A 26,759-nucleotide genomic window follows, 5' to 3' on the forward strand; every position below is an offset into this window, starting at 1 on the left:
TTCCGGGTAATGAATCCCGCTCCGAACCTGATCCTGATTGGCCCGATGGGCGCCGGCAAGACCTGCATCGGCCGCCGCTTGGCCGAGCGCTTCACGCTGGACTTCGTCGATGCCGACCAGGCCATCGTCGACGCGGCCGGGGCCAGTATTCCGACCATCTTCGAGCACTCGGGCGAAGCCGGCTTCCGCCAGCACGAGCGCCAGGTGCTGCAGCAGCTGCTGGCCGGGAAGGGACAGCTGATCTCCACCGGCGGTGGCGCCGTGCTCGATGCCGGCAACCGCGAGGCGATCGCACGGCGCGGCTTCGTGGTCTACCTGCGGGTGAGCGTGCCGGCGCAGCTGGAGCGGCTGGCGCGCGACCGCGCCCGGCCCCTGCTGCAGCGGCCCGACCGCGAGCAGGTGCTGCACGAGATGGCGAGCCTGCGCGACCCGCTGTACCAGGGCCTGGCCGACCTCACCCTCGATACCGATCTGTACACGCCCAGCGAGGCAACCGCGCAGCTGGTGCTGCGCCTGGCCTCGCAATGGCAGCGACTGGAACCTTCCGCATGACCGCGTCCCCCCGCACCGTCGCCGTTGGCGGCGACACCCCCTACACCATCCATATCGGCCCGGGCCTGCTTGGCCAGGGCGAACTGCTGGCGCGCCACGTGCGCGGCCGCCACGTGCTGCTGCTCAGCGATTCGTCCGTCGCCCCGCTGTATCTGGCCGGGGTCAAGCAGGCGCTGCTGGATGCACGCCACGGACTGCTGATCGGCGAACTGGTGCTGCCGGCTGGCGAAGCCTCCAAGACGCTGGCCAACTTCGGCGCGGCGATCACCGCGCTGGCATCGCTGGGCGCCACCCGCGATGCGTGCGTGATGGCCCTGGGCGGCGGCGTGGCCGGCGACCTGGCCGGGTTTGCCGCGGCCTGCTGGATGCGGGGGGTGGACTGCGTGCAGCTGCCGACCTCGCTGCTGGCGATGGTCGACTCGTCGGTCGGCGGCAAGACCGCGGTGGACATTCCCGAAGGCAAGAACCTGGTGGGCGCCTTCCACCCGCCGCGCGCGGTGATCGCCGATACCGCCGCGCTGCGTACCCTGCCGTCGCGTGAACTGCGCGCCGGCCTGGCCGAGGTGATCAAGTACGGCGCGATCCGCGACCCGCTGTTCTTCCAGTGGCTGCAGGCCGAACACGCCGCGCTGCTGGCCGGCGACGATGCGGCGCTGGCCCAGGCCATCGCGCGCAGCTGCGAACACAAGGCAGAGATCGTCGCGCGCGATCCGCTCGAGCGCGGCGAGCGCGCGCTGCTGAACCTGGGCCACACCTTTGGCCATGCGATCGAGACCGAGCAGGGCTACGGCGCGCCAGGCAACGACAACCTCAACCATGGCGAAGCGGTGGCGGTGGGCATGGTGCTGGCTGCGCGGCTGTCGGCCCAGCTGGGCATGAGCCACGAGGACGACACCACCCGCCTGCGCGAGCTGCTGCTGCGCTACGAGCTGCCGGTTGCCATTCCGGCCGGCCTGGCGCCCGAGGCACTGCTGGCGCGCATGCGGCTGGACAAGAAGAACGTGGCCGGGCGCCTGCGCCTGGTGCTGTGGCGGGGCATCGGCCGCGCCGAGGTAGTGGCCGACGTGGACGAGGCCGACGTGCTGCGCGTGCTGGCCACCGGCTGAGCCGCGACCGTCTGTCGCGCCCGCCCCGCGGGCCGGTGACGGCCGCGTTGCCGGTTCGCGGCTACAATCGCGGCCATGCGCATCTTCCTGCAGCAACCTGTCAACGGCACCGATCCGACCGGCTACCTCCAGCTCATCCTGCAACCGGACCTGTTCGGCGGCTGGGAGCTGCTGCGCGAGTCGGGCCAGGTCGGCAGGCACGCCAAGCTGCACCGCCAGTACTTCGCGGAACAGGCCCAGGCAGAAGCCGCGTTTGAAAAGGCGCGCGACACCGAGCTCAAGCGCGGTTACCAGATCACCTATACCAGCGGTGTGCCGCCGCGCTGAGCGGCCCGCCTCCCCCTGGCCCTGCGCCACCCGATTCCAAGGAAGCAACCCGTGACCAGCCCCTCCCGCCACGATCGCCTGCTGCGCGCCCTGCGCCGCGAACCGGTGGATTGCACCCCCGTCTGGCTGATGCGCCAGGCTGGCCGCTACCTGCCCGAATACCGCGCCACCCGCGCCAAGGCTGGCAGCTTCCTGGCCATGGCCAAGAACCCGGAAATCGCGTGCGAAGTCACCCTGCAGCCGCTGCGCCGGTTCGACCTGGACGCGGCGATCCTGTTCTCGGACATCCTGACCATTCCCGATGCGATGGGCCTGGAGCTGTACTTCGTCGAAGGCGAGGGCCCGAAGTTCCGCCACCCGGTCCGCGATACTGCCGCCATCGCCAGGCTGGCGGTGCCGGACATGGAAACCGAGCTGCGCTACGTGATGGATGCGGTGCGCGTGATCCGCCGTGAGCTGGACGGCCGCGTGCCGCTGATCGGTTTCTCCGGCAGCCCGTGGACGCTGGCCTGCTACATGGTCGAAGGCGGCGGCAGCAAGGATTTCGCACGCATCAAGGCCATGGCCCTGAACGAGCCGGCCGCACTGCACCAGCTGCTGTCGGTGGTGACCGATGCGGTGGTTGCGTACCTGGCTGCCCAGCGCGCGGCCGGCGCGCAGGTGCTGCAGGTGTTCGATACCTGGGGCGGCGTGCTCAGCCCGTCCATGTACCGCGAGTTCTCACTGCGCTACCTGACCCGCATCGCGCGTGAACTGGAGCGCGGCGACGGCGACCAGCGCACCCCGTTGATCCTGTTCGGCAAGGGTACCGGCCTGCACCTGGCCGACCTGGCCGACACCGGCGCCGATGCGCTGGGCGTGGACTGGACCCTGGACCTGGCCGACGCGGCAGCGCGCACCGGCGGCCGCGTGGCGCTGCAGGGCAATCTGGATCCGGCCACGTTGTACGGCAACCCGGAGGCGATCGAACGTGCCGCCGGGCAGGTGCTGGACAGCTACGCGCGCGGCAACGGCGGCTCGCGCGAGGGCCACGTGTTCAACCTCGGCCATGGCATGTCGCCGGACATGAATCCCGAACACGTGCAGGTACTTGTCGAGGCGGTGCACCGGTTGAGCGCGCGCTGACGGCCCGGCATACACACCCCCCGTGCGATCATGTGCACCTCGTTGATGAAGGTGCACACGATGACGACCCCCAGCTACGCCTCGTTCCGGCCCCTGTTGTGGCTGGTGTCGCTGGCGATCTTCATGCAGATGCTGGATTCGACCATCGTCAACACCGCCCTGCCCGCCATGGCCCGCAGCCTGGGTGAAAGCCCGCTGCAGATGCAGTCGGTGGTGTTCAGTTACGCGCTGGCGGTGGCGACCTTCATTCCCGCCTCCGGCTGGATCGCCGACCGCTTCGGTACCCGCCGCACGTTCCTGACGGCGATCATCCTGTTCACGCTCGGTTCGCTCGCCTGCGCGTTGGCGCAAACCCTGCACCAGCTGGTTGCCGCCCGCGTGCTGCAGGGCGTGGGCGGCGCGATGCTGCTGCCGGTCGGGCGCCTGGCGGTGATGCGCTCGGTATCCCGCGAACAGTTCCTGCGCGCCATGAGTTTCATCGCCATCCCTGCGTTGGTGGGGCCCCTGATCGGCCCCACTTTGGGCGGCTGGCTGGTGGAAGTGGCGTCCTGGCACTGGGTGTTCCTGATCAACCTGCCCATCGGCGTGATCGGCTACGCGGCCGCGCTGAAGATCATGCCCGACCACTACGCCGAGCACCGTACCCGCTTCGATATCGCTGGCTACCTGATGCTGGCGTTCGGCATGGTGGTGCTGTCACTGGCGCTGGATGGCATCTCCGGCATGGCCACCCCGCACGCGCTGGTGATGTTGATGACCGTGGCCGGGCTGGCTGCGCTGGTGGGCTACTGGCTGCACGCGGCCAACTCCACCGCGCCGCTGTTTTCGCTGGCGTTGTTCCACGTGCCCAGTTACCGCATCGGCATCCTCGGCAACCTGTTCTCGCGGATCGGCAGCAGCGCCATGCCGTTGCTGATCCCCCTGCTGCTGCAGGTGGGCATGGGCATGAGCCCGATGAACGCCGGGCTGTTGATGATTCCCGTAGCGGCCGCCGGCATGCTGTCCAAGCGCTACGCGGTCAAACTGGTGGAACGTTTCGGCTATCGCCGGGTGTTGATGGTCAACACCGTGCTGGTCGGGTTGGCCATGGCCAGTTTCATCTTCATGGTGCCCGGCCAGCCGATGTGGCTGCGCGTGGTGCAGCTGGCGGTGTTCGGCGCGGTCAATTCGCTGCAGTTCACCGTGATGAACACCGTGACCCTGCGTGACCTGGACCGTGATTTCGCCAGCTCGGGCAACAGCCTGCTGTCGATGGTGATGATGCTGGCCACCGGCTTCGGCGCCGCGGCCGCGGGCAGCCTGCTGGCCGCGTTCGAGCACCTGGACACCCTGCATGGCGCCACCGCTGCACTGCACGCCACGTTCGTGTGCGTGGGCGCGATCACGCTCACCTCCACCGTCATCTTCTGGCAGCTGCCCGACGCCCGCCCCTCTCCCCGGGATGTGGAAGAGGTCGCCGAATAGGCGACCCCGGTCGCAGCGGACCGTTGGTCCGATGACATTTTGTGGCCGGCAACACCGGCCATTGCTGTTACCCACGCCCCTCCACCACCACCCGCGCGATCGCCTGCTCCAGCAGGTCACCGGTCACCGGCTTGCGCAGGAAGCCCTGGAAGCCCGCCTCGCGCACCCGCTGTTCGATGCCCGGGTCGGTCCGCGCCGTCACCGCCAGCAACGGCATCGCATAACCCTGGTTGCGCAGGTGCCCGGCCAGTTCCATGCCGCCCAGGCCGGGCAGGTCAAGATCCAGCAGCACCACGTCGAAGGACGCGTCGCTCACTTCGCGCAGCGCTGCCAACGCGTGCGCGGCGTGCACCACCTCGTGCCCGCGCGCGCTCAGCAGGCCGATGATCACGCTGGCCACGGTGTCGTCGTCCTCGACCAGCAGCAGGCGCAGTGGCGGCAGGGGGTGCCCCTCGGCAACGCCGGCACTCCCGACCGTGGCGTCGGCCTTCTGCAGCGGCAGCGGCAGGGTCACGCTGAAGCGCGTGCCCACGCCCAGCTGGCTTTCCACCCCGATCTGGCCCTGCATGGCCAGCGCCAGCTCGCGGCAGATCGCCAGGCCCAGGCCGCTGCCACCGTATTGCGCAGCGGTGCGCGCACCATCGGCCTGCTCGAAGCGCCGGAACAGACGCTGCTGCTGGTCGCTGCTGATGCCGGGCCCGGTGTCGGAAACTTCGAAGTAAAGCCCGCGCGACGGCGCCAGCGCGCGCACCTTCAACCGCACTTCGCCGTTGCTGGTGAACTTCACCGCGTTGCCCAGCAGGTTGAGCAGGATCTGCCGGACCCGCACCGCATCACCCACGCTGCACAGGCCAGCGGCCAGTTCGTTGTCGACGACGAAGCGCAGCCCCTTCTGCTCGGCCAGCGCAGCCATCAGGGTGCATGCATCATCAATGACACCCTGCAGCGCGAACGGCTGCGCCTGCAACTGCAGCCGCCCCGATTCGATCCGCGCCAGGTCCAGCGCGTCGTTCACCAGGTGCAGCAGGTGCTCGCCGGCATGCCGGATCGATTCGGTGTAGCTGCGCTGCTGCGGGTTCAACGGCGAGCCCAGCAGCAGCTCGCTCATGCCCAGCACACCGGTCATCGGCGTGCGCACTTCATGTCCCAGGTTGGCCAGGAAGCGCGTCTTGGCGGCCGATGCCTGTTCGGCCAGTTCCTGCTTGTGCAGGGCCAGCTGGTAAGCGTGGCGGCGTTGCACGCGGCGCCGGTACAACCAGGCGAACAGGCTCATGAGCAGCAAGGCGATCGAGGCCATCACCAGCAGCCCCGATACGCTGCGCCACCAGGGCGGCATCACGCGGAACTCCAGTACCTGCACCCGCGACCAGACCAGGTCGGCCGAGCGCGCCTGCACCTCCAGTCGATAGCGCCCGGGCGGCAGTCGCGAGAACACACGTTCGCCGCCCGGCCCCACTTCCACCCAATCCGGATCGTAGCCGGCCAGGCGATAGCGATAGCTGTTGGACGATGAGTCGGCGAAGGACAGCAGCCGCGCCACGATGCGAAGGTCGCGGTCGGCGTCGGCGATTTCCAGCGGCGCCAGGTGGGTCAGGTCCAGCACCCGCTCGCCACGGCGCACCTCGACACGTTCAATCACCAGCGGTGCGCGCCGGGTCGCCGGGCGCACCTGGTCCGGATCGAACAGCACCACCCCGGCCGGCGTGCCGCCGACGATGTGGTTGCTGGCCGTGCGCACCAGCGTGCCGCGGCGGAACTCCTGGCTGGGCAGCCCATCGCGCACGCCGTACTGGCGCACGCTGCCCTGGTTGGGATCGACGCGGATCAGGCCACGCGAGCTGGCGGCCCACACGATGTCCTGGGCGTCCACCACCAATCCCGTCGCCGACAGCTGCGGGAAGCCTTCTTCCGGCCCGACCTGGGCCTCGCGCTCGAGCCGCTTCCCGTTCCAGCGGTAGCGGATCAGGCGGCCTTCTTCCGATACCCACATGGAGCCGTCGTCGGCCGACGCCAGGGCATGACTGGCGACAGCTGCCGCGCCGGGCACCGCCTCGAAACGCGCACGCGCCGGCACCCACTGCAGCAGGCCCTGGTTGGTGGCCACCCAGAGGTGGTCCTGCGGACCGCACATGAGATCCAGGACCAGCTGTCCGGGCGCAAACCCGCCCGTGCCGGCCGCGATCCGCTGCCGCACGCCGCCGTCCAGGGCGCGCTGCTGCAGCCCGCCGGACGCAGCGCTCCAGACCCCGCCACCGTCGCAGAGCGCCAGCGCATCCACGTCGCCTTCCATGGCGGCATCGGCACCGGCATCGCTGCTCCAGCGTTGCAGGGAGCCGGTACCCGGGTCGTAGCGCAGGAGCGCTTCGTGCGATCCGATCCAGACATGGCCACGCGGGTCTTCCAGCACCGACAACAGCCACTGGGGACCATCCACCCAGGTCCGGTGCTGGTCCACCTTGCCAGTGACCGGATCGAAGCGGTCCAGTGCGCCATGGGTGCCCACGGCCCACACACCGCCATTGGCCGATGCGGCCATGCCCAGCACGTAGCCGTTGCGAAGCGAGGCCGGGTCATCCTCCAGCCGCGACAGCACCGAGAACTGCCACCAGCGCGGCAGCAGATGCCACAGGCCACTGTTGGTACTGGCCAGCCAGATTCCGCCTTCGCGGTCTTCGTACGCGCCGGTCCAGTTGGGCCGCACCTGGCCACGGGCCACCGCGCTGTACAGGGGCACCTGCTGGAAGCGGCCCTGGTAGGCACGCCCGAGACCCGACCGGGTGTCGAGCCAATAGCCGCCCTGCTCGTCGCGCAGCATCATGCCCAGTACCTGGTCGCCGGCATCCACCTTCCAGGGCGCCGGGGCGAAGCTGCCGTCTGCCCGGCGAACCACCGTACCGGCATTGGTACTGATCCACAGGCTGCCATCCAGCTCGGCGGTCAGCCCGTTGACCAGGGGCGTGGGCAGCTTCGACGCGGGCACCCGCTCGAAGTCGCGCCCGGTCCAGCGCGCCAGTCCCGCCTTGGTACCGACCCACAGGCTGCCGTCACGGGTGGTAGCCATATGCGTGACCGACGCGGCCGGCAGGCTGCGCCGGTTGCCGGGTTCCGGCATGAAGCGGGTGATCACGCCATTGCGGTCGAGCCGGTGCAGGCCGCCTTCGTAGGTGCCGAACCACAGCGCCCCGTCACCGGTGGAGGCCAGGCTCCAGATCGTATTGCTGCCGATCACCGGGTTGCTGGCACGGTCGAAGAAGCGAAGTTCGCGGCGGTCGGCCGACATCATCGCCAGCCCGGCATTCTCGGTACCGATCCACAACTGGTTGCGCGCATCCACGTGCACGCTCCACACCATGTTGTCGCGAAGACCATCCTCGGCGCGCCAGACCCGGTAATTGCGGCCGTCGAACCGGGCCAGGCCATCGTTGGTGGCCAACCACAGGTAGCCGTACCCGTCTTCGGCCATGCGGTTGACGGTATTGGACGGCAGACCATCGAACACGGTCAGCTGGCGCGGCGTTGGCGGAACCGGCTGCGCTGCCACCAGCCACGGCCACATGTACAGCATCCCGAACAGGAGCAGCCAACGCGTAGGCAACACCAAGCAATCTCCTGGAGCGGGTCGGGATCAACCGATGACGTGCAGATGGGGCCGGACTTGTCGCAGAAAGCCCAAGTCACGGGGTGGATGGTAAACGGTTCGCCGGATGGGAACGAACCATCAGGCCACGCCCGCCTGCTGCAGTGCCCGGCGCAGCGACGCGGCCGTGACCGGCTTGGGCAGGAGCCCCGCGCCACCGGCAGCCCGCACCCGCCCGGCCAAGCCGGCGGAGGGTTGCCGGCTCATCGCCAGCACCGGAGCGGACACGTTCCGCCCGGGCAGAAGGCCGATCAGGGTCAACCCATCGATGCCGGACAGGTCCAGGTCCACCAGCACCAGGTCGAACCGGCACGCCGCCAGTTCGGTCAACCCTGCCAGCGCGTGCGCCGCATGCACCGGCTCCCAGCCCTGCGCGGTCAGCAGTGCACTGACTGCAAGGGCAGCGGCGGCGTCCTCGTCCACCAGCAGCACCCGGCCACGGTGCAGCGGCGACACCGCCGGCATGGGTATCCCCACCTGCACGTGCCATTGCCTGCCGGCCGTCGCATGCACGCGCAGGGTGCCGCCGAGAGCGCCGGCCAGGCGTTCGGCAGTGGCCAACGCCAGGCGCAGGGACGCGAGCGACGGCGTCGGCGCGGCGCTCCCGGCGCCGCGGCCCGGCGGGAACGCAGCGCGCCCGCCGGCGGTGAACCGCCACAGCAGCCCCTCGCGCCCGGGTCGCCAGGCGACCTCCAGCACCACGTGCCCCGCGCCGGTGTGCCGCCCCAGCACGCGCGTGACCGCATCGAGCAGTTGCCCCAGTCGCAGCGCATCGCCGTGCGCGCGTGCGTCGCCCGCCACCTGCAGGCACAAGGCCAGCGCGGTGCCACGCCGGCAGGATGGCAGCAGCTGGCGCGCCAACCACTGCCGGTGGACGGCGCCCACCTCGAAGTCGGCCGCCTGCAGGGGGGTACTTCCGGCCTCCAGGCGGGCCTCGTCCAATGCGTGGTTGACCCGCTCCAGCAGCGCGTGTCCGCTCCGCAGGATCCGTTCCAACGGCTGCCGCTGGGCCGCATGCAGGGGCGATGACAGCAACAGTTCGGCCATGCCCAGGATACCCGTGAGCGGTGTGCGCACCTCATGGCCGAGGTTGGCCAGGTAGTGCGATTTGGCCTGCGCCGAGCGCAGCGCCAGCGACAGGCCCTGTGCGGAGACCTGCGCCCGCCGCCCGCGCGCGACACGGCGTACCGCCGCCCATGCCCCGCCGCCGAGCAGCAGCGCGCCCGCCGATATCCGGGCGCCCACCAGCGCCGGGTGGTGCCAGCCGCTGCGCTCCACCTGCAGCAGCAATGACCGGGTTGACGACCAGCTGCCGTCGGGCAAACGTGCCTGGAACTCCAGTCGGTGCTCGCCGGGTGGCAGTCGCGGGAAGCCGCGGGTCCCGCTGCGGCCCACCCGGATCCATTCCCGGTCCAGGCCGCACAGCCGGAACCGGTACTGCTGGCGCGCGTGCATCCCAGCGCCGAGCAAGCGGACGCTGACCTGGATATCCCGATCGTCCGGCTGCAGGTGGAGCACCGCCTTGGAAGACAGCACCTGCAGCAGGCCACCGCGGTGCAGTTGCACACGCTCCACCACCAGCGCCGGCTCCCCCCTGCACGCGGCCAGGCCCACCGGGTCGAACCGCACCCTGCGGCCGTGTGCATCCACGGCCAGCATGGTCGATCCATCGGCCTGCAGCTGTGCATTGAACACGGCATCGGGTACCCCTTCGCTTCGCGTGTACAGCCGCACCTGGCCCTCGCGGGGGCGAAGACGCAGCAGGCCACGCGCGCTGCTGGCCCACAACGCGCCCTGTGCGTCGCTGGCCAGCGACGCCAACCGCAGCGACGGCAGTCCCTGGCGTGCATCAATCTGCACGCCGGGCCGGGCCACGCCGTCCTGGATGAGATAGCGCCGCACCGTACCCGCACTGGCCACCCACAAGGCGCCGTCCTCGGCCAGGTGCAGCGCGCTGACCTCGCCGTCGACACCGACAACGGGATGGAAGCGGCCGTCCGCCCACCGCGTCAGGCCATGACGACCTCCCCACCAGATGCCGTTGCCTGTATCGCAATGCAGGGCCAACGGACCGGGCGGAGGCGCCTGGTCGGCCGCACCCCAGCGCCACTGCCGGGTGCCGATGCCACCAGGCGGCTGCAGCTGGATCCCCTTGCCGTCCAGACGCCAGCGGCTGCCATCAGCGCAGGCCAACGCCAGCGGCGCCGCGTCAGGATCCAGCTGCACCCCGCTGACCGCCGGCATTTCCTGCGGCGCCGCATCAAGCGACATGAAGTGCTGCCAGTGCGGGGGCAGCCGCCACACCCCCATATGTCGCCCCAGCAACCAGAGGCTGCCGTGGCGATCTTCCAGGGCCGTGCGGAACCGGGGCACATCGGCGCTGCCCAACGGTGCGATGCCCACCCCGGGCAGCTGACCGCCTCCGCTCTTCCACACCCGGGCGTCCTCGCCCAGCCACGGTCCGCCGCTGCGCGACGCGCCCAGCGCGCGCGTTCCCGCCGGTGCATCCACCGGTTCCAGCCGACCCTCGTCCGAGGCGCGCCACGGGCCTGCCGCGCCGGCTACCCACAGCCGCTGCCCGGCATCCACCAGCAGCGCGCTGACCGGCGCAGTGGCCAGCATCGTGGGCGGCGGCAGGAAGCGACCGTTCCTCCAGCGGGCCAGGCCGCGCGGTGTTCCCACCCAGAGCGTGCCGTCCGCCGCCAACGCCAGGTGGTCGACGCGACGGTCCGGCAGGCCGTCCGCGTTCAGGGTGGGCAGGAATTGACGCAGCCGGTGGCCCGTGTCCAGCCGGAATAGACCCGCGTCGCGCGTACCGAACCACACCACGCCCTCCGGCGTTGGCAGCACGACACCGATCGCCACGCCTGCCAGGGCCGGAAAACGCGCGCTGTCGAAGCGCTCGATGTGGCTGCGGTCGGCCGACATGCGCATGAGGTGGCCCTGCCCCGTCCCGATCCACAACCGGTCCTGCGCATCCGCCGCCATCGACAGCAACTGGTTGTCGGCCAGCCCCTGCTCCATCCGCCAGATCCGGAAGCGCTGGCCATCGAAGCGGGCCAGGCCATCATCGGTGGCGAACCACAGGTAGCCGTCGCGGTCTTCCACCACCTGGTGCACCGCGTTGGACGGCAACCCGTCGGCGGTGGTGAAGCGCAGCGCCATGGGGGGCGCCGCGCGTACCGATGACGCAAGCAGCAGCAGCGCCAGCAGCAGGCCCTGCAAGGGGCCGATCATGCGCCCGCCACGGCGGCAGCCAACCGCGCCCCGGTCACCGGCAGGCGCAGGAAACCATCGAACCCGCCCGCGCGTGCATCGCGCTCGGCGCAGGCATCGGCGCGTGGCGTGAGCGCCACGCGCCGCACCCCCGGCCACAACCAGGGCAGGCGTGCACTCAGCCGCCCGCCCGCCACCAGCATGTCCGGATCAGCCGCGATGAGATCCCAGGGCCCGGGATCGACGTCGCGTACCCACGCGTCTGCATTCTCGACCGCCACCACCCGGTGGCCCTGGGAACGCAGCAGCGCACACACCACCTCGACAGCGTCCGGTTCGGTCGCCGGCAGCAGCACCATCACACGCAAGGCGCGCGATGGCACGGCAGCGCACGCGGTGCGGCGCGGCGCGGCGGGCGCCGCGGCGGGTGCAAGCGCCGGCCACGGCAGTGTCAACTCGAACTGGGTGCCACGCCCGCGCTGGCTGTCGACGTCCAGGCGCCCGCCCATGGCATGTGCCAGGTCCCGGCTGATGGCCAGTCCCAGCCCGCTGCCGCCAAGGTGGGCGGCGGTGTCTGCCGTTTCGACCTGGCTGAAGCGCTGGAACAGCCCCCGCACCTGCGCCGGGCTCATCCCCGGGCCGGTGTCGGACACACACAGCACCAGCCCGCGATCCTCCGGCCCGGTGCGTGCGCTCAGGCTGACCTGCCCATGCGCGGTGAACTTGAGGGCGTTGCCCAGCAGGTTCAGCAGAATCTGGCGCAGGCGCTGCACGTCGCCGTGGAAGCAGGCGCCCGCCGGCAACGTGCTGGTCCAATGCAGCAGCAATGCCTTGCGCCGCGCCACCGGCAGCAGCAGCGCATGCAGCTCACGCATGACCTCCACCAGCACGAAGGGCGCTGGGTGCAGCCGCAGGCGGCCTGATTCGATACCGGCCAGGTCCAGCGCATCGTCCATCAACTGCAGCAGGTGGTGCCCCGCCTGCTGCAGGCTGCCGACCTGCTCGCGCTGCACGCGCGACAACGGCGACTGCAGCAGCAGCTCGCTCCAGCCGAGTACCGGCGTCAACGGCGCACGCACCTGGCGGCCCAGTTCGGCCAGGAAGCGGGTGCGCTGCATCGAATCCTGCTCCGCCCGCAGGCGGTGCGCACGCGCCTGGCGCCGCTGCGTGCGTCGCCGCTGCCGGCGGTAGTGCAGCCGCGCTCCCCCCATCAGCGCTGCGCAGATCGCGGCAGCCAAGGCGACACGACCGGTTGTTGTTTCCCACCACCGGGGCACCACGCGCAACGGCAGCTGACGCACCGCCGACCACGGCCCCCCGGCGTGCCGCGCCTTCACCAGCAGGGAGTGCTCACCGGCCGGCAGGCGGGTGAAAAGGCGCTGCGCCACGGGGCCGGTGTCGACCCATCCCGGGTCGTGTCCCAGCAGGCGGAAGTGGTACTGGATGCGATCAGGATCGCCACGACCGAGCAGGTTCACCGCGACCCGCACATGGCGGTCCCCGGTGCCCAGGATCACCGGCGGTGCGGCGATCGGCACCTGGATCACCCGTCCATGCCGACGACGGCTCATTGCATCGAGCACCAGGACCGGCACCGTCGCCGGGGCGCGAAGCGCGCGCGGGTCGAACGCCAGCAGTCCGCCTTCGCGCACGCCTGCCACCAACGCGCCCGAGCCCAACCGAAGCAGCCGCTGCGGAAGCACCTCCTGCACGGGAAGGCCCTGTGCGGTGTCCAGCACCCCCACCTCACCCGCGTGCGGATCCACCCGCAGCACGCCGCGCGCGGCCCCGGCCCACGCCACGCCATCGGCGCCCACCACCAGCGCGTTGGCACGCAGTTGCGGGTAGCCCTCGGCGGCGCCAACGCGACGTTCTCGATGCAACCGTCCCTGCGCCAGACGGTACTGCTCCAGGGAGCCCAGGCGGCTGACCCACAGCGTGCCATCGTCGGCTTCGGCGATGGCCGACACGGGCCCGTCGCCATCGCCCGGGACCGGCTCGAAGCGCTCGCGTGCAACAGACCAGCGCATCACGCCTTGCGGATCGGTGGCCCATACCTCGCCATCACGCGTGCACAACAGCTGCCGTAGCAGAACGTCCTGCCTAAGCCCCACCTGCTGCGGTGCCGCACTGTGCAGCCGCTTGCCGTCCGTCGACCACCGTTGGATCGCTCCAGGGTGCGCGAGCCAGACATCGCCGTTCGCGCATATCTGCAGGTGGATGGGCCCTTGGTCCGGGCCCAATCCGAGCCCCCAGTCGCGTTGGCTGCGCCGCTGCGGGTCATGGCGCAGCAACCGGTCGGCACTGGCGACCCAGACCCGTCCCTGGGCATCTTCGGCCACGCCCACCGGGAGCGCGCTGACGCCGGCATGTGGGAACCGGAGCACGTCACGGCCGCGTCCGGTACGCAGGTCAAGGCGCTGCAGGTGCCCGCGACTGCCCGCAACCCACGCGTGGTGCGTTCCCGATGCGGCCAGGCCCAGTGCGTAGTGACTGCCGTTTCCCGACCCGCTGTCGGCGGTGGCGGGCAAGGCCGTGAACTGCCGCCAGCGGGCCGACAACCACCATACGCCGTGCTGCTCACTTACCCACCACAGGTCACCGTTGCGGTCTTCCAGCGCCTGGCGGATCACCACCGGCCCCGGCGCGGCGCCTGGCGCGGGTTGCAGCGTCCACGGCAGGCTGGCGCCGGCTTCCTGCCGCAGCAGCGCCGCGCCCTGTTGCTGCCAGAGCACGCCGTCCGCACTGCGCAGCACGCTGCGTGCGCGGAGCGGCCGAATGTAGGCACCTGCTGCGCTATCCGTTGCCCAGGTGCCATGCGCCGAGGTGACTTCAATTCCCCCGCGTGGATCGGCCCAGAGCGAACGGATCGGCGCTGCGGATCCGGCCGGCAACGCCATCCGGGCCAGCCGTGTGCCATCCCATCGCCAAAGCGATGCGGCCTGGGCCACCCACAACGCACCTGCGCTGTCGCGCGCGAGTGCCATGACCGGGCCCCCCTCCTGCGGCAGCGGCTGCAACGCCCACTGCGGGTCGCGTGGTGCCCGCCGATAGAGCCGATGGTCGCTTCCAATGGCCCAGATCCGGCCGTCGCCGCTGCTGTGCACCTGGCGCAGCAGCCCCTGGCGCAGCGCTGACGGGGCCGATGCGGGCAGCCGCTGGAACCCACCACGATCAGCGCCCATCATGACCAGCCCCGCACTGGCCGTTCCCACCCAGAGCCGGTCGAGGGCATCCACGTGGAGCGTGCGCAGGTCGACATCCGGCAAGCCATCCTCGAGGCGCCACAGCCGGTACCGCTGGCCGTCGAAGCGCATCAGGCCGTCGCTGCCCGCCAGCCACAGGTAGCCGGAAGCGTCTTCAGCGATTTCGCGAACGTTGGGGTCGTGCAGGCCGTCGGCCATGCCGAGCAGGCGCGGCGATGGCACATGTACGACACCCGCGTGGCCTGCTGCCGGCCACATCAGCAGCAGGGCCAGGAGCAAGGCTACGGGCTGCCCGCGCAGGGCCTCTCGCGGAGGCGTCACCGTCTACCGCACCATCATCGTTCTCATTGCGGCCACGGTAGGGCGATCACGGCCAGCGCGCATCCGCGTTCCCGTAAAAACGTCACAAAGCAGTGAATCAATTTTTGAATTGAATTTGCCGATTTCTGATACGCAGCCTATGGAGAGGTCACCATCCCGGGCGGGCTGCGGCGGGTGGCACACGCCTGCGCGATCGCGGCCACCAGCAGGTCGCCGGTCACCGGCTTGCGCAGGAAGCCATCGAACCCGGCCGCGAGGACCTGCTGTTCGGCATAGGCATCCGAGCGCGCCGTCACCGCGATCAGCGGCAGCGCGTAGCCCATGGCGCGCAGCTGCCCGGCGATGGCGATGCCATCCAGCGCGGGCAGGTCCAGGTCAAGCAGGCCGATGTCGAAACGTCCGGCAGCCACTTCCGACAACGCCGCCAACCCGTGCAGGGCATGCACCACCGTGTGTCCGCGGGCCTGCAGAAGCCCGGCAATGACGTCGGCTACGGTGGCATCGTCTTCCACCAGCAGGATCCGCAACGGTGGCAGGGCAATCGGCGCGCCATGCAGCGGCGCATCCGCAGCGGGCCGCTGGCGCACGGTCCACGGCAACGGCAGGTGCACGGTGAAGCGGGCACCCTGTCCAGGCGCGGAGTCGATGGCGATGCGTCCGCCCATCGCCACGGCCAGTTCCTGGCAGATCGCCAGGCCCAGGCCACTGCCCCCATAGCGGGACGCCGTGCGCGGGCCGTCCGCCTGTTCGAAACGGTGGAACAGGCGCTGCTGCTGGTCCTGGTTGATGCCTGGCCCGGTGTCGGTGACCTCCAGCTCGATACCGCTCCCGCCCGGCACCAGCTCGATGCCCAGACCGACATGGCCGTGTTCGGTGAACTTGATCGCATTGCCCAGCAGGTTCATCAGGATCTGGCGCACGCGCATCTCGTCGCCACTGACCTGCACCGGGCCGGGCAGGTTGAAGCTGCGCTCGAAGGCCAGCCCGCGATGATGTGCCATCGGTTCCATGAGCGTTTCGACCTGGGCCAGCATCGACATCAGGTCAAACGGCCGGATGTCCAGTTCCAGCCGCCCCGCTTCGATCCGGGCCAGATCCAGCGCGTCATTGACCAGCCGCAGCAGATGGGTACCGGCGTGCTGGATGGACGAGGCGTAGCCGCGCTGCAGCTCGTCCAGTGGCGTGGCCAGCAGCAGTTCGCTCATGCCCAGCACACCGGTCATGGGGGTACGCACCTCATGGCCGAGCGTGGCAAGGAACCGGCTCTTGGCCTGCGACGCCTGTTCGGCGATCTGCTGCTTGTGCACGGTCAGATGCCATTGCTGGCGGCGGCGCAGACGGGCGCGGGCAAACGCCGCCACGGCGGCCACCAGCAGCAGCCACAGCACCACGTAGCCCAGCACGGCCCAGCTGCTGCGCCACCACGGTGGCTGTACCTGCACGGTGATCGTGCGTGACGGGGTCCATTCCCCATGCGGGGGAGCGGCCTGCACGTCGATGGCGTACTGGCCTGGCGGCAACCGCGACAGCAGGCGTTCGCCATCTGCGTTCTGCATCACCCAGTTCTGGTCATAGCCGGACACGCGGTAGCGGTAGCGGTTGCCCATCGGGCTGGCATAGGACAGCAGGCGCGCCGAGATGATCAGATCGCGATCGCCCGGGCCCAGCACCAGCGGCGCGTTGACCGGCAGCGACTGCTGGCCTTCGGCATCGTCGCGGCGTACCTGGATGTTGTCGATGACCAGCTGCGAAGGCGGCAGCGGCGTGTCTGCTGCATCCGGGTCGAAACCCACCAACCCGGTCGCGGTGACGGCCAGCACCCGGCCGTCGGCACCGGCCACGGGTGGGCGTCCGCTGAATTCCCGATCCGGCAGCCCGTCCTTCTCGCCGTACAGCCGCAGCCGACGTTCGCGGGAATGCCAGCACACCAGCCCACGCGTGGTGGTGGCCCACACCTGCCCGTTACGGCCAAGCGCGATACCCCCCATCGACACCGGCGGCATTCCCTGCGCGGCCCCGACCCGTTCCCGCAGCGTCATGCTGAGCCCGTCCCACCGGTAGCGCTCCAGTGCGCCACTGCGCGCCGTCCAGACCTCATCGGCACTGACCCAGGCCATGTCGAAGAGGTTGCCGGGCGCAATGCCGGGCACGCGTTCAAAGCGGTCCTTCTGCCACCGCAGCAGCCCCATCTCGCCCGTTTCGCCCATGTCGCCCATGATCCACAGCCCGCCGCGCGGATCGAACAGCATCTGCTCCACCGGCACATCGACCAGGCCGCGGCCGTCACCGATGCGGATGTCGTCGAGCAGCTTGCCCTGCGCGTCGCGGCGCTGCACGCCGTAGTTGGTGATCGACATCCACAGATCACCGTTGGGCGCTTCGCGGATCAGCTCAATGCGTTGGCGCACATCAGCGCCGCCTCCGATCTTCCACTCGCGCAGCTGTCCGGTCTTTGGCTGGAACAGCCCCAGCCTTCCGGCCCGACCGAGCCAGAGCGCACCATCGGCGCGCGGCAACACCGACCTGACCGCTCCCACGCCGATCTGCTTCTCAGTGGCTATCTGGTGCAGGCTTCCGCCCGCATCCAACCGGTACACCCCATGCGCCCCGGCGACGTAATAGTCGTTGCCTGCCGCAGCGGCCCCGAGCAGGTACGCACTGTCCAGGGGTTTTCCATCGAGCTGGTACCAGGTGGAGAAACGCTTCCAGTCCGGAGGGAGGTAGGCCAGACCCTGGGTCAGCATGGCCACCCACAGTCCCCCCTCGTGGTCCTGCAGCATGTCCAGCACGCCGCTGCGTTCGGTCAGGAATCCGCTGCCGCCATCGCCGGCCAGCAGGCGCAGCTGGGCATCATCGCCGCGATACAGGCCGTCGGCCGTGCCCAGCCAGTAGCCGCCATTGCGATCATGCAGGACCGAGGCGGCACGCACATCGGCGCCCACCTTCCACGGTGCCGGGCGCGCGTCGCCGTCGGGACTGATCCGGAACAGCCCGCCCTCGGTACCGGCCCACACCGTGCCATCGGGGTCGCGGGTCAACCGGAACACGCTTTTGCCGCCCAGCACCGCCGGGGCGATCCGGGTGAAGCCGCGGCCGTCCCAGCGCGCCACGCCGCTGCCGGTACCCACCCAGACATGGCCTGCAGGATCGGACAGCAGGCTGTAGATGGTGTCGTCGGGAAGCGCTGCCGGATCGGCCGCGTTGGCCTGGTAGCGGACCAGCGTCCCGTCCTCTTCCCGCCGGCAGATGCCATGGCGGTTGGTGCCGATCCACAAGGCCTTGCCCGCATACGCCAGCGACCAGAACTGCCCCTCGCAATGCTGGTCGATGTCTGGGAACCGCTCGAAGCGTTCGCGGCCAGGCCCGAGCATGCTCAGGCCAACGCCGTTGCTGCCCACCCAGACCCGATCCAGCGGGTCGACCAGCAGCGTCTCGATCTCGTTGCCCGGCAGCGAGCCGGGATCGTCGGGTTCATTGCGCCAGACCCGCAGGCCAACGCCGTCGATGCGGGCCAGACCATCATCGGTGGCGGCCCAGATGTAGCCCTGACGGTCCTGCGCCAGGGCAAGCACCATGCGCGAGGGCATGCCTTCGGCGGCGCCGAGGCGGCGCATGCGCGGTGTCTCTGCCGATGTCCCTGCGGCCCACAACGCCGACGGCACCGCATACAACGCCAGTGCCAGCAGCACGATGCCTGCCCGCCAACCGCGCGCGCTCAACGCCATCGAGTTCTCCCTGTTGCCCGGGATTGTCACACAGTGCGCTGCACAACGCCCCGGTCGCGCGCTGCGGGGCGCACCACGATCTGTTGCAGCCATGGTGCTGCCAGGCATCACGGAGCAGCGCGTATGATCGGCCCAGCCCTGAACGGAGCCGGCCGTGACCAAGCGCCTGACCCTTGCCCTGCTGTTGTGTACCGCCCCCTGGGCGGCGAGCGCCGCGCCCGATACCTACCGCCTCGACCCGGTGCATACACGGGTGCTGTTCGCGGTGGAGCACGCCGGTTTCTCGCAGGCACTGGGCACCGTCTCGGGCAGCGAAGGCGTGCTTGCCTTCGATCCCGACGACTGGAGCAGCGCCACGCTCACGGTCAGCGTGCCGCTGCAACGCCTGGATCTTGGCGATGACAAATGGAACAAGGCCGCGCTGGCGCGCAACCTGCTCAATGCCGAGCGCCATCCCGAGGCCCGGTTCGTATCCACCCGCATCGAACCGGTCGATGCCACCCATGCGCGGGTGATCGGTGAGCTGACCCTGCGCGGGGTCAGCCACGAGGTCGCGCTTGATGTCACGCTCAACGCCGTCAAGCGCCACCCGATGCCGCCATTCCGCCGTACTGCCGGGTTTTCAGCCACCGCCACCCTGAGCCGAAGCGCGTTCGGGGTGGATGCGTGGCCGTCGATGATCGGCGACCAGGTCCAGCTGCGCATCGAAGCCGAAGCCATTCGCGACCGCAGTGCCACCGATCCGCAGGACATACCGTCCGTCGACCCGCCGGCAACTCCGGAACCGATCGACGACTCCGACACTCCCTCTACTTCGCCAGCCCGGAAGCGCTCGCCATGACGACCCGAAACACCCGTGACCGCTGGGGCAGTGTCAGCCAGGGACTGCACTGGCTGATCGCCCTGCTCATCCTCCTGCTCGGCATCGTCGGCCTGACCATGGGCGAACTGCCACGCACCCCGAAGTATTTCTGGGTCTACACCGCGCACAAATCGCTGGGCATCACCGTGCTGGCCCTGGTGGCGCTGCGCCTGGGCTGGCGCCTGTATGCCGGCGCGCCCGAACCGGTACCCGGCACCCCGACCTGGCAGGAACGCATCGCCTCGGCCACCCACTGGTTGCTGTACGTGCTGATGTTCGCGCTGCCGTTGTCGGGCTGGGTCTACGATTCGGCCAGTGGCCTGCGGCCGTTCCGCTGGTTCGGGCTGGTCGACGTGCCGAAGCTGGTCGCGCCCAACCCGGGCGCGCGCGATATTTCCCATGCCATCCATGAGTGGGGCTTCTGGGTGCTGATCGCCGTGGTGGTCGCCCATGCCGGCGCTGCCTTGTACCACCACCTTTTCCAACGCGATGCCACGCTTGCGCGCATGCTGCCGCAGGGCTGGCTCGCCTCCCCCCAGAAGGACTGACGATGAACATCAAGCTCACCTCCCCCGCCGCCGTGGCTGCCGCGCTGGCCGGCCTGATGGCCACCGCCCCGGTGCTGGCCGCCGACTACGTGCAGGCCGCCAACAACGGCTCCACGTTGGTTTTTGCCACCAAATATGACGGTGAAGTGTTCACTGGAAGCTTCCCCGGCTTCTCGACCAAGGTCAGCTTCGATCCGGTCGACCCCGCCGCCGGCACGCTGGACGTGACCATTCCACTGGCCGGCGCAACGTCGGGCAACAGCGACCGCGATTCGACGCTGCAGGGTGCGGAATTCTTCAATGTGGCCAAGTTCGCCACAGCCCGATACACCGCCAAAGGCTTCACCAGGAGCGGTGACAAGTACGTGGCCAATGGCACGCTGGAACTGCGCGGGGTGAGCAAGCCGGTTACCTTCACTTTCGAATGGAAGCCCGGTCCCAACCCGGTGCTGACCGGCAAGGCCACGGTCAAGCGCCTGGACTTCGGCGTGGGCGGCGGTGACGACTGGAAAGACACCAGGAACATCCCGGACGACACCGCGATCAGCACCGTGGTCAAGCTGCAGGCGAAGTAACCCCTCCCATGGCGCCGGCCAACGGCCGCCGCTACCGGTGCCCGCTCATCCACGCCGACAGGGTGGACGCATCGAAGGGCCATTCCAGTTCACGCCCCTGCCCATCGCACAGCACCGGCACCCGGCTGCCATAGCGGGCCTCCAGGGCCGCGTCATCATCGATGAAGACACTGTCCAGCCCGGGGACCCGGGCCTGGGCCAGGACCGCGAGGGCCAGGTCGCAGAGGTGGCAGTCGTCGCGCTGGTACAGGATGAACATAAGGTCGATATGTTGCGTTGCAGCCAGGGTGGCGGGCCCGGACAGCATAGAATAGTGCTCCATCCGATACCCGCAGTTTGGCAATCATGGCTGTCAGCACGTTCGACGTTTTCAAGATCGGCATTGGCCCGAGCTCCTCGCACACCGTAGGACCGATGAAGGCCGCCGAACGCTTCGTGCACCGCTGGCTGCTGGACCCGGGCTGCCTGCAGGACGTGGTGCGCATCCGCGCCGACGTGTATGGCTCGCTGGCGTTGACCGGCCGCGGCCATGGCACTGACAAGGCCGTGCTGCTGGGCCTGGAAGGCCAGCGACCGAACCAGATCGATCCGGACATCATTCCCGGCACGCTCGAGCGGATCCGCAGCAGCAGGCGCATCCGGTTGATGGGCACCCATGAGATCGCCTTCGACGAGAAGCGCGACCTGGGCCTGAACAAGCGCCAGAAGCTGCCCTACCACACCAATGGCATGCGCTTCACCGCGTACGACGCGCAGGACCAGGTGATCGCCACGCGCGATTACTACTCGGTGGGCGGTGGCTTCGTGGTCAACCAGGACGACGCGGCCGATGACCGCATCGTGCCCGATGAAACCCCGCTGCCCTTCCCGTTCAAGAGCGGCGACGAGCTGCTGGCGCAGACCGCACGTAGTGGGCTGAGCATTGCCCAGCTGATGTTCGAGAACGAGAAGTGCTGGCGCAGCGAAGACGAGATCCGCGACCAGCTGCGCGAGATCTGGGACGCGATGCAGCAATGCTGCGCCCGGGGCATCCGCCAGGAAGGCACGCTTCCCGGTGGCCTGCATGTGTCGCGCCGCGCCCCGGCGCTGTACCGCGAGCTTTCATCCAAGCCGGAAGCGGCCATGCGCGACCCGCTCACCACGCTGGACTGGGTCAACCTGTACGCACTGGCGGTCAACGAAGAGAACGCGGCCGGTGGCCGCGTTGTCACCGCGCCGACCAATGGTGCGGCCGGCGTGCTGCCAGCGGTGCTGCATTACTTCGACCGCTTCTGCCCCGGCGCCAACGAACAGCGCGTGTTCGATTTCCTGCTCACCTCGGCCGCGATCGGCATCCTGTACAAGGAAAACGCCTCGATTTCCGGTGCCGAAGTCGGCTGCCAGGGCGAAGTGGGCGTGGCCTGCTCGATGGCCGCCGGCGGCCTGGTCGCCGCGCTGGGCGGCAATCCCAGCCAGATCGAGAACGCCGCCGAAATCGGCATGGAACACAACCTGGGCCTGACCTGCGACCCGATCGGCGGGCTGGTGCAGATTCCCTGCATCGAGCGCAATGCGATGGGCGCGGTGAAGGCGATCAACGCCTCGCGCATGGCCATGCGCGGCGACGGCAAGCACAAGGTGTCGCTGGACAAGGTGATCAAGACCATGCGCGATACCGGCCGCGACATGCAGGACAAATACAAGGAAACCAGCCGCGGCGGGCTCGCGGTCAACGTCATCGAGTGCTGATCGGAGACGCGCGGGCGGTTATCCTCGGGGTTCCCCCACTGGAGACCGCCATGCGCATCCTGGCCGCCGCCCTGCTTGCCTGCCTGCCCCTGACCTCGTTCGCCGCCGACACCTACGACGCGCGCCTGCAGGCCTTCGACTACGGTTGGCCGGTCAAGACCTTCAGCTTCGATTCGCAGCGCCAGCCGCTGGAAATGGCCTACCTGGACGTGGCGCCTGCCGGCCGCCAGGTAGGCACGGTGGTGCTGTTGCACGGCAAGAATTTCTGCGCGGGCACCTGGCGTGATGCCATCACCGCGTTGAGCAGCGCCGGCTACCGGGTGATTGCGCCGGACCAGATCGGCTTCTGCAAATCGAGCAAGCCACTGCGCTACCAGTACTCCTTCGGCCAGCTGGCCGCCAACACGCAGGCGCTGTTGGCGCATCTCAAACTGGACACCACCAAAGTCGACCTGGTCGGCCATTCGATGGGCGGCATGCTGGCCGCGCGGTTCGCGCTGATGTATCCGCAGCAGCTGCGCCAGCTGGCGCTGGTCAATCCGATCGGGCTGGAAGACTGGAAGGCCAAGGGCGTGCCCTGGCGCAGCGTGGATGCGTGGTATGCCAACGAACTGAACACCAGTTTCGACAGCATCAAGAAGTACCAGCTTGAGGTCTACTACAGCGGCCAGTGGACGCCGGAGTTCGAACACTGGGCACGCATGCAGGCCGGGATGTATGCCGGCCCCGGCAAGCAGGCCGTGGCCTGGAGCCAGGCGCTGACCTCGGACATGGTGTTCAACCAGCCGGTCGTGCATGAGCTGGCCAACATCCGCGTGCCGACCACGCTGTTCATCGGCCAGAAGGACCGCACCGCGATCGGGCGTGACCTGGCCCCGCCGGCATTGAAAGCTGCGCTGGGCGACTACCCTGCCCTGGGCAAGGCTGCCGCCGCCGCGATCCCCGGCGCGACGCTGGTGAGCTTCGACGACCTGGGACATTCGCCGCAGGTGCAGGACCCGTCGCGGTTCAACGCGGCGTTGTTGAAGGCGTTGAAGGGCGAGTGATCGACAACACGTCGTCCAACAAGGCGGCGGCGGTGATCCCGGCCCCCGCGCCCGGCCCCTGGATCAACAACGGCTGCACGTTGTAGCGGTCGCTGTGGATCGCCACGCGGTTGTCGGTCTGCGCACCGCCGGCCAGCGGATGGTCCAGCGGCACGATCCGCAGCCCGACCGAGGCGCCGTCGTGGTCGAAGCCGCCGATGAAGCGCAGGCAGCCGCCCTGCGCGCGTGCCTGCTCCCAGTGCCGCTGCAGCGGCGCGTCCAGCAAGGCCAGCTGTTCGATCGCCGCGGTGGTCGGCAGCGCCGCCAGTGCATCGGGCACCAGCGAGTTCACGGCCACCTGTTCGGCGCGCAGCGCGATGCCGCTGGCGCGGGCAAGGATCAGGAGTTTGCGGCGCACGTCCTCACCGGACAGGTCCACGCGCGGGTCCGGCTCGGTGTATCCGGCGCCCGCCGCCTCGCGCACCCACGCCGAGAAGGGGCGCTGACCGTCGTAGTGGTGGAACAGCCACGCCAACGACCCCGACAGCACGCCTTCCACCCGGTGGATGCGGTCGCCGCCGGCCACCAGCCCGCGCAGGCTGCTCAACAGCGGCAGCCCTGCGCCAACCGTGGCGCTGTCGCCGTAACGCGCACCACCGTCCAGCCCGCTGCCGACGATGGCCTGTGCACGCGCCAGCTGTGCACCCTGCCCCAGCTTGTTGGCGGTCACCACGTGCACGCCGCGCGCCAGCCACTGCTCATGCCAGTTGGCCACATCGTCGCTGGCGGTGGCGTCCACCACCACGTCGCCGCGTTGCAGACCTTCGGCTTCGGCCCAGGGTTGCAGCGCGGGCGCCGTGCGCGCGGCATCGTTGGCGCGCTCCAGGGCCTGCGCCGGCTGCTGTTCGCAGGCGCGTGCCGTGCGCGAGTTGGCCAGCCACGAGAACTGGGGCAACTCGACGCCTCGTGCTTCGAGCGCCTGATAGCGCTGCACGAACGCGGTTCCAACGGTGCCCGTACCCAGCAACGCCAAGCGACGTGGCGCCGGTCGCGCAAAAGGCAGTACCGCGCTCATGCGTCCACCAGCCTGCGCTGAGCCAGCTGCGCCTGGCGGTCGATCACCGCCTGGGCCCGCTCCAGGCCGGCCTGCAGGTCCGCGACCAGATCTTCAGCCGCTTCGATACCCACCGACAGGCGCAGCAGGCCTTCACTGATTCCCGCATGGGCGCGGGCCTCTGCGGTCATCGCCGCGTGGGTCATGGTGGCCGGGTGCGCGACCAGGCTCTCCACCCCACCCAGCGATTCGGCCAGGGTGAAGCAGCGCAGGCCATCGACGAAGGCGCGCACCGCCGCGTGCGGGTCATCGCCCGGGCACGAGGCCAGTTCAAACGACAGCATCGCGCCGAACCCGCTCTGCTGGCGCGCGGCAATCGCGTGGCCGGGATGAGATTCCAGGCCGGGATAGTAGACGTTGGCCACCGCGTCGCTGGCGGCCAGCAGCTTCACGATGTCGGCGGTGTTTTCCTGGTGCACGCGCAGCCGCGCACCGAGCGTCCGCAGGCCGCGCAGGGTCAGGAAGGCATCGAACGGCGAACCGGTCAGGCCCAGCGCGTTGGCCCACCACACCAGCTGCTCGTGCAACGCCGGATCGCGCGCCACCACGGCGCCACCGACCACATCGCTGTGGCCGTTGATGTACTTGGTGGTCGAATGCAGCACCACATCGGCGCCGAAGGCGATCGGCTGCTGCAGCGCCGGTGACAGGAAGGTGTTGTCGACCACCACCTTCGCACCGGCGCGGTGCGCGGCATCGATGACGAAGCGCAGGTCGGTGATGCGCAGCAGCGGGTTGGACGGGGTCTCGATCAACACCAGCGTGGGCGACTGCGCCAGCGCGTCGGCCAGCGAACGCGGGTCGGTCAGGTCCGCGGTGACCAGCTGGAAGTGGCCCTTCTTGGCCAGCGCGTTGAACAGGCGCCAGCTGCCGCCGTATGCGTCGTGTGGCACCACCAGGATATCGCCCGGTTCCAGCAGCGCATTGAGCACCAGGTTGATCGCGCCCATGCCGGTGGAAGTGATCACCCCGCCAGCACCGCCTTCGAGTTCGGCCAGCGCCTCGCCGAGCAGGTCACGGGTGGGGTTGCCGCTGCGGGTGTAGTCGTACTGGCGCTTGTTGCCGAAGCCATCGAAGCTGAAGTTCGACGACAGCACGATCGGCGGGGTCACCGCCCCGTGCGCGGTATCGCGATCGATACCGGCGCGCACGGCGGCGGTGACTCGGCTACAGGTCGGCTCGGAACCGGCGGACTGGCTCATGCGTTTTCTCCCGGGGTACGGAATGCGGTGGCGAGGATCGCGTCGATGCGATCGGTTTCTTTGAGGAAGGCGTCATGGCCATAGGGCGAGCGCAGCACGCGCAGGCTGCCGCGCGGGCCCAGCCCTTCAACCAGGCCGACCAGGTCGGCCAGCGGCACCAGGCGGTCGCCTTCTACGGCCACCACCACGGTGGGTACGCTGATCTCGGCGGGATCGATGCGGTGCAGGTCGATCGATTCGGACAGGCGCAGGTAGGCCTCCACCGGGGTGCGCGCGACGTACTGCGCGCCGGCGGCATCCAGGTAATCTTCGGCCGCCACGCGGACACGCCCGTTGACCACTTCCGGCGGTGCATCGAAGCGCTCGCCAAATTCTTCCGGGGTGCGGTAGCTGAGCATGGCGAACTGCCGGGCCAGCGCCAGGCCGTGGCTTTCGCCGCACTGCAGCTGGCCCAGCGCAACCGCGCGGCGCTGCAGCGCGCGCCAGGCGGCGGCATAGGGATGCGGGCGATGCGCGCCGCTGACCGCGACCAGCTTGGCCAACCGCTGCGGGTGGCGCACTGCGAACTGCTGGCCCACCAGCGCACCGTAGGAGTAGCCCACGAAGCACTGCAGCTGGGTAATGCCGAGGTGATCGAGCAGCAGGGCGAGCGCATCGGCCTGGTCGGCGGTGTCGATCGGCAGGTCCAGTGCGCCGTCGGCACCGATGAAATCGAAGGCCAGGATGCGGCGCGAGGCCGGATCCAGTGCGCGACCGGGTGCTACCAGGCCCTCCGCCCAGCCCTTCTCGGGGAACTCGGCATTGGCGGCCACATGCCGATGTGCGGAAATGCCACCGGCCAGCACCACCACGGGCGCCTTTTCACGGCCCACCAGTTCGTAGCGCAGCCGCACCGGGCGTGCTCCCCCGTGGCGCATCGACAGAATCGCGGCGATCTCGCCACGAACGGCGCTGCGCCCGGCATCAACCGGAACGCTCAAGGGGGCGAAGGAGTCGGAAGCAACGGCGGCGGTGGCGAAGCTCATG

At 69.6% G+C, this 26,759-nt stretch carries 18 protein-coding genes; 10 read left to right on the forward strand and 8 right to left on the reverse strand.

What is annotated here, in order from left to right; all coding sequences use genetic code 11:
• Positions 1–9: 9 nt before the first annotated feature.
• The 5 genes from AC06E7_RS01830 to mdtD all read left to right on the forward strand — a co-directional run bounded on the left by AC06E7_RS01830 (position 10) and on the right by mdtD (position 4,574).
• Positions 10–552 (forward strand): shikimate kinase, encoded by a 543-nt coding sequence (locus AC06E7_RS01830; RefSeq protein ID WP_307106557.1) that lies wholly within the window; start codon positions 10–12, stop codon positions 550–552.
• Positions 549–1,658 (forward strand): 3-dehydroquinate synthase, encoded by a 1,110-nt coding sequence (gene aroB, locus AC06E7_RS01835; protein ID WP_478062709.1) that lies wholly within the window; start codon positions 549–551, stop codon positions 1,656–1,658. Before AC06E7_RS01830 ends, aroB begins: the two co-directional genes overlap by 4 nt.
• Positions 1,659–1,733: 75 nt before the next feature.
• Entirely contained in the window at positions 1,734–1,985 is a 252-nt protein-coding gene (locus AC06E7_RS01840) for a WGR domain-containing protein (protein WP_478062711.1), read from the forward strand.
• A gap of 51 nt (positions 1,986–2,036) precedes the next feature.
• Positions 2,037–3,110: a uroporphyrinogen decarboxylase gene (gene hemE / locus AC06E7_RS01845; protein ID WP_093532843.1), complete on the forward strand. Its 1,074-nt coding sequence runs from the start codon at positions 2,037–2,039 to the stop codon at positions 3,108–3,110.
• Between the two features lie 60 nt (positions 3,111–3,170).
• Complete coding sequence (mdtD, locus tag AC06E7_RS01850; protein ID WP_478062712.1) at positions 3,171–4,574, forward strand: multidrug transporter subunit MdtD; 1,404 nt, start codon at positions 3,171–3,173, stop codon at positions 4,572–4,574.
• 67 nt (positions 4,575–4,641) lie between these two features.
• Here the strand turns inward: mdtD and AC06E7_RS01855 are convergent, their stop codons facing one another.
• The 4 genes from AC06E7_RS01855 to AC06E7_RS01870 all read right to left on the reverse strand — a co-directional run bounded on the left by AC06E7_RS01855 (position 4,642) and on the right by AC06E7_RS01870 (position 18,679).
• Positions 4,642–8,139 (reverse strand): hybrid sensor histidine kinase/response regulator, encoded by a 3,498-nt coding sequence (locus AC06E7_RS01855; RefSeq protein WP_478063610.1) that lies wholly within the window; start codon positions 8,137–8,139, stop codon positions 4,642–4,644.
• Between the two features lie 153 nt (positions 8,140–8,292).
• Positions 8,293–11,448 (reverse strand): hybrid sensor histidine kinase/response regulator, encoded by a 3,156-nt coding sequence (locus tag AC06E7_RS01860; RefSeq protein WP_478062713.1) that lies wholly within the window; start codon positions 11,446–11,448, stop codon positions 8,293–8,295.
• Positions 11,445–14,912, reverse strand: coding sequence for a hybrid sensor histidine kinase/response regulator (locus AC06E7_RS01865; protein ID WP_478062715.1), 3,468 nt, complete (start codon positions 14,910–14,912; stop codon positions 11,445–11,447). The genes AC06E7_RS01860 and AC06E7_RS01865 overlap by 4 nt, the downstream gene beginning before the upstream one ends.
• 179 nt (positions 14,913–15,091) lie before the next feature.
• Positions 15,092–18,679, reverse strand: a complete 3,588-nt coding sequence (locus AC06E7_RS01870) for a hybrid sensor histidine kinase/response regulator (RefSeq protein WP_478062717.1) — start codon at positions 18,677–18,679, stop codon at positions 15,092–15,094.
• Between the two features lie 154 nt (positions 18,680–18,833).
• On the opposite strand from AC06E7_RS01870, the gene AC06E7_RS01875 reads away from it, so the two are divergent.
• Genes AC06E7_RS01875 through AC06E7_RS01885 form a run of 3 tightly spaced genes read left to right on the forward strand, consistent with a single transcriptional unit; the run spans position 18,834 to position 20,664 of the window.
• Positions 18,834–19,520, forward strand: a complete 687-nt coding sequence (locus AC06E7_RS01875) for a YceI family protein (protein ID WP_478062719.1) — start codon at positions 18,834–18,836, stop codon at positions 19,518–19,520.
• A complete protein-coding gene (locus AC06E7_RS01880; RefSeq protein WP_068853683.1) occupies positions 19,517–20,089 on the forward strand; it encodes a cytochrome b in 573 nt (190 codons plus the stop codon). The genes AC06E7_RS01875 and AC06E7_RS01880 overlap by 4 nt, the downstream gene beginning before the upstream one ends.
• A 2-nt stretch (positions 20,090–20,091) precedes the next feature.
• Positions 20,092–20,664: a YceI family protein gene (locus tag AC06E7_RS01885; protein ID WP_320457517.1), complete on the forward strand. Its 573-nt coding sequence runs from the start codon at positions 20,092–20,094 to the stop codon at positions 20,662–20,664.
• 31 nt (positions 20,665–20,695) lie between these two features.
• Here the strand turns inward: AC06E7_RS01885 and AC06E7_RS01890 are convergent, their stop codons facing one another.
• Positions 20,696–20,923 (reverse strand): glutaredoxin family protein, encoded by a 228-nt coding sequence (locus AC06E7_RS01890; RefSeq protein ID WP_478063612.1) that lies wholly within the window; start codon positions 20,921–20,923, stop codon positions 20,696–20,698.
• An 86-nt stretch (positions 20,924–21,009) separates the two neighbouring features.
• Between AC06E7_RS01890 and AC06E7_RS01895 the strand changes: the two genes are divergently transcribed.
• Together AC06E7_RS01895 and AC06E7_RS01900 are read left to right on the forward strand one after the other, a co-directional pair.
• Positions 21,010–22,392, forward strand: coding sequence for an L-serine ammonia-lyase (locus AC06E7_RS01895; protein ID WP_478062721.1), 1,383 nt, complete (start codon positions 21,010–21,012; stop codon positions 22,390–22,392).
• A gap of 50 nt (positions 22,393–22,442) precedes the next feature.
• The gene (locus tag AC06E7_RS01900) at positions 22,443–23,438 is read left to right on the forward strand and encodes an alpha/beta fold hydrolase (RefSeq protein ID WP_478062722.1); all 996 of its coding nucleotides are present in this window, start codon (positions 22,443–22,445) and stop codon (positions 23,436–23,438) included.
• On the opposite strand, the gene AC06E7_RS01905 is transcribed toward AC06E7_RS01900, so the two are convergent.
• Genes AC06E7_RS01905 through metX form a run of 3 tightly spaced genes read right to left on the reverse strand, consistent with a single transcriptional unit; the run spans position 23,401 to position 26,758 of the window.
• Positions 23,401–24,492, reverse strand: a complete 1,092-nt coding sequence (locus tag AC06E7_RS01905) for a homoserine dehydrogenase family protein (protein WP_478062723.1) — start codon at positions 24,490–24,492, stop codon at positions 23,401–23,403. The genes AC06E7_RS01900 and AC06E7_RS01905 overlap by 38 nt on opposite strands.
• Positions 24,489–25,733, reverse strand: a complete 1,245-nt coding sequence (locus AC06E7_RS01910) for an O-succinylhomoserine (thiol)-lyase (protein ID WP_306987726.1) — start codon at positions 25,731–25,733, stop codon at positions 24,489–24,491. The genes AC06E7_RS01905 and AC06E7_RS01910 overlap by 4 nt, the downstream gene beginning before the upstream one ends.
• Complete coding sequence (gene metX, locus AC06E7_RS01915) at positions 25,730–26,758, reverse strand: homoserine O-succinyltransferase MetX (RefSeq protein WP_478062725.1); 1,029 nt, start codon at positions 26,756–26,758, stop codon at positions 25,730–25,732. Before metX ends, AC06E7_RS01910 begins: the two co-directional genes overlap by 4 nt.
• Position 26,759 lies beyond the last annotated feature (1 nt).

The sequence above is a fragment of the Stenotrophomonas sp. Steno-Z4 genome (assembly GCF_056393145.1).

Coding starts and splice junctions, on each gene's coding strand:
- AC06E7_RS01830 (WP_307106557.1), top strand. CDS start 10: ATGAATCCCGCTCCGAACCTGATCCTGATTGGCCCGATGGGCGCCGGC.
- aroB (WP_478062709.1), top strand. CDS start 549: ATGACCGCGTCCCCCCGCACCGTCGCCGTTGGCGGCGACACCCCCTAC.
- AC06E7_RS01840 (WP_478062711.1), top strand. CDS start 1,734: ATGCGCATCTTCCTGCAGCAACCTGTCAACGGCACCGATCCGACCGGC.
- mdtD (WP_478062712.1), top strand. CDS start 3,171: ATGACGACCCCCAGCTACGCCTCGTTCCGGCCCCTGTTGTGGCTGGTG.
- AC06E7_RS01855 (WP_478063610.1), bottom strand. CDS start 8,139: ATGCTGTACATGTGGCCGTGGCTGGTGGCAGCGCAGCCGGTTCCGCCA.
- AC06E7_RS01860 (WP_478062713.1), bottom strand. CDS start 11,448: ATGATCGGCCCCTTGCAGGGCCTGCTGCTGGCGCTGCTGCTGCTTGCG.
- AC06E7_RS01870 (WP_478062717.1), bottom strand. CDS start 18,679: ATGGCGTTGAGCGCGCGCGGTTGGCGGGCAGGCATCGTGCTGCTGGCA.
- AC06E7_RS01880 (WP_068853683.1), top strand. CDS start 19,517: ATGACGACCCGAAACACCCGTGACCGCTGGGGCAGTGTCAGCCAGGGA.
- AC06E7_RS01885 (WP_320457517.1), top strand. CDS start 20,092: ATGAACATCAAGCTCACCTCCCCCGCCGCCGTGGCTGCCGCGCTGGCC.
- AC06E7_RS01890 (WP_478063612.1), bottom strand. CDS start 20,923: ATGTTCATCCTGTACCAGCGCGACGACTGCCACCTCTGCGACCTGGCC.
- AC06E7_RS01895 (WP_478062721.1), top strand. CDS start 21,010: ATGGCTGTCAGCACGTTCGACGTTTTCAAGATCGGCATTGGCCCGAGC.
- AC06E7_RS01900 (WP_478062722.1), top strand. CDS start 22,443: ATGCGCATCCTGGCCGCCGCCCTGCTTGCCTGCCTGCCCCTGACCTCG.
- AC06E7_RS01905 (WP_478062723.1), bottom strand. CDS start 24,492: ATGAGCGCGGTACTGCCTTTTGCGCGACCGGCGCCACGTCGCTTGGCG.
- AC06E7_RS01910 (WP_306987726.1), bottom strand. CDS start 25,733: ATGAGCCAGTCCGCCGGTTCCGAGCCGACCTGTAGCCGAGTCACCGCC.
- metX (WP_478062725.1), bottom strand. CDS start 26,758: ATGAGCTTCGCCACCGCCGCCGTTGCTTCCGACTCCTTCGCCCCCTTG.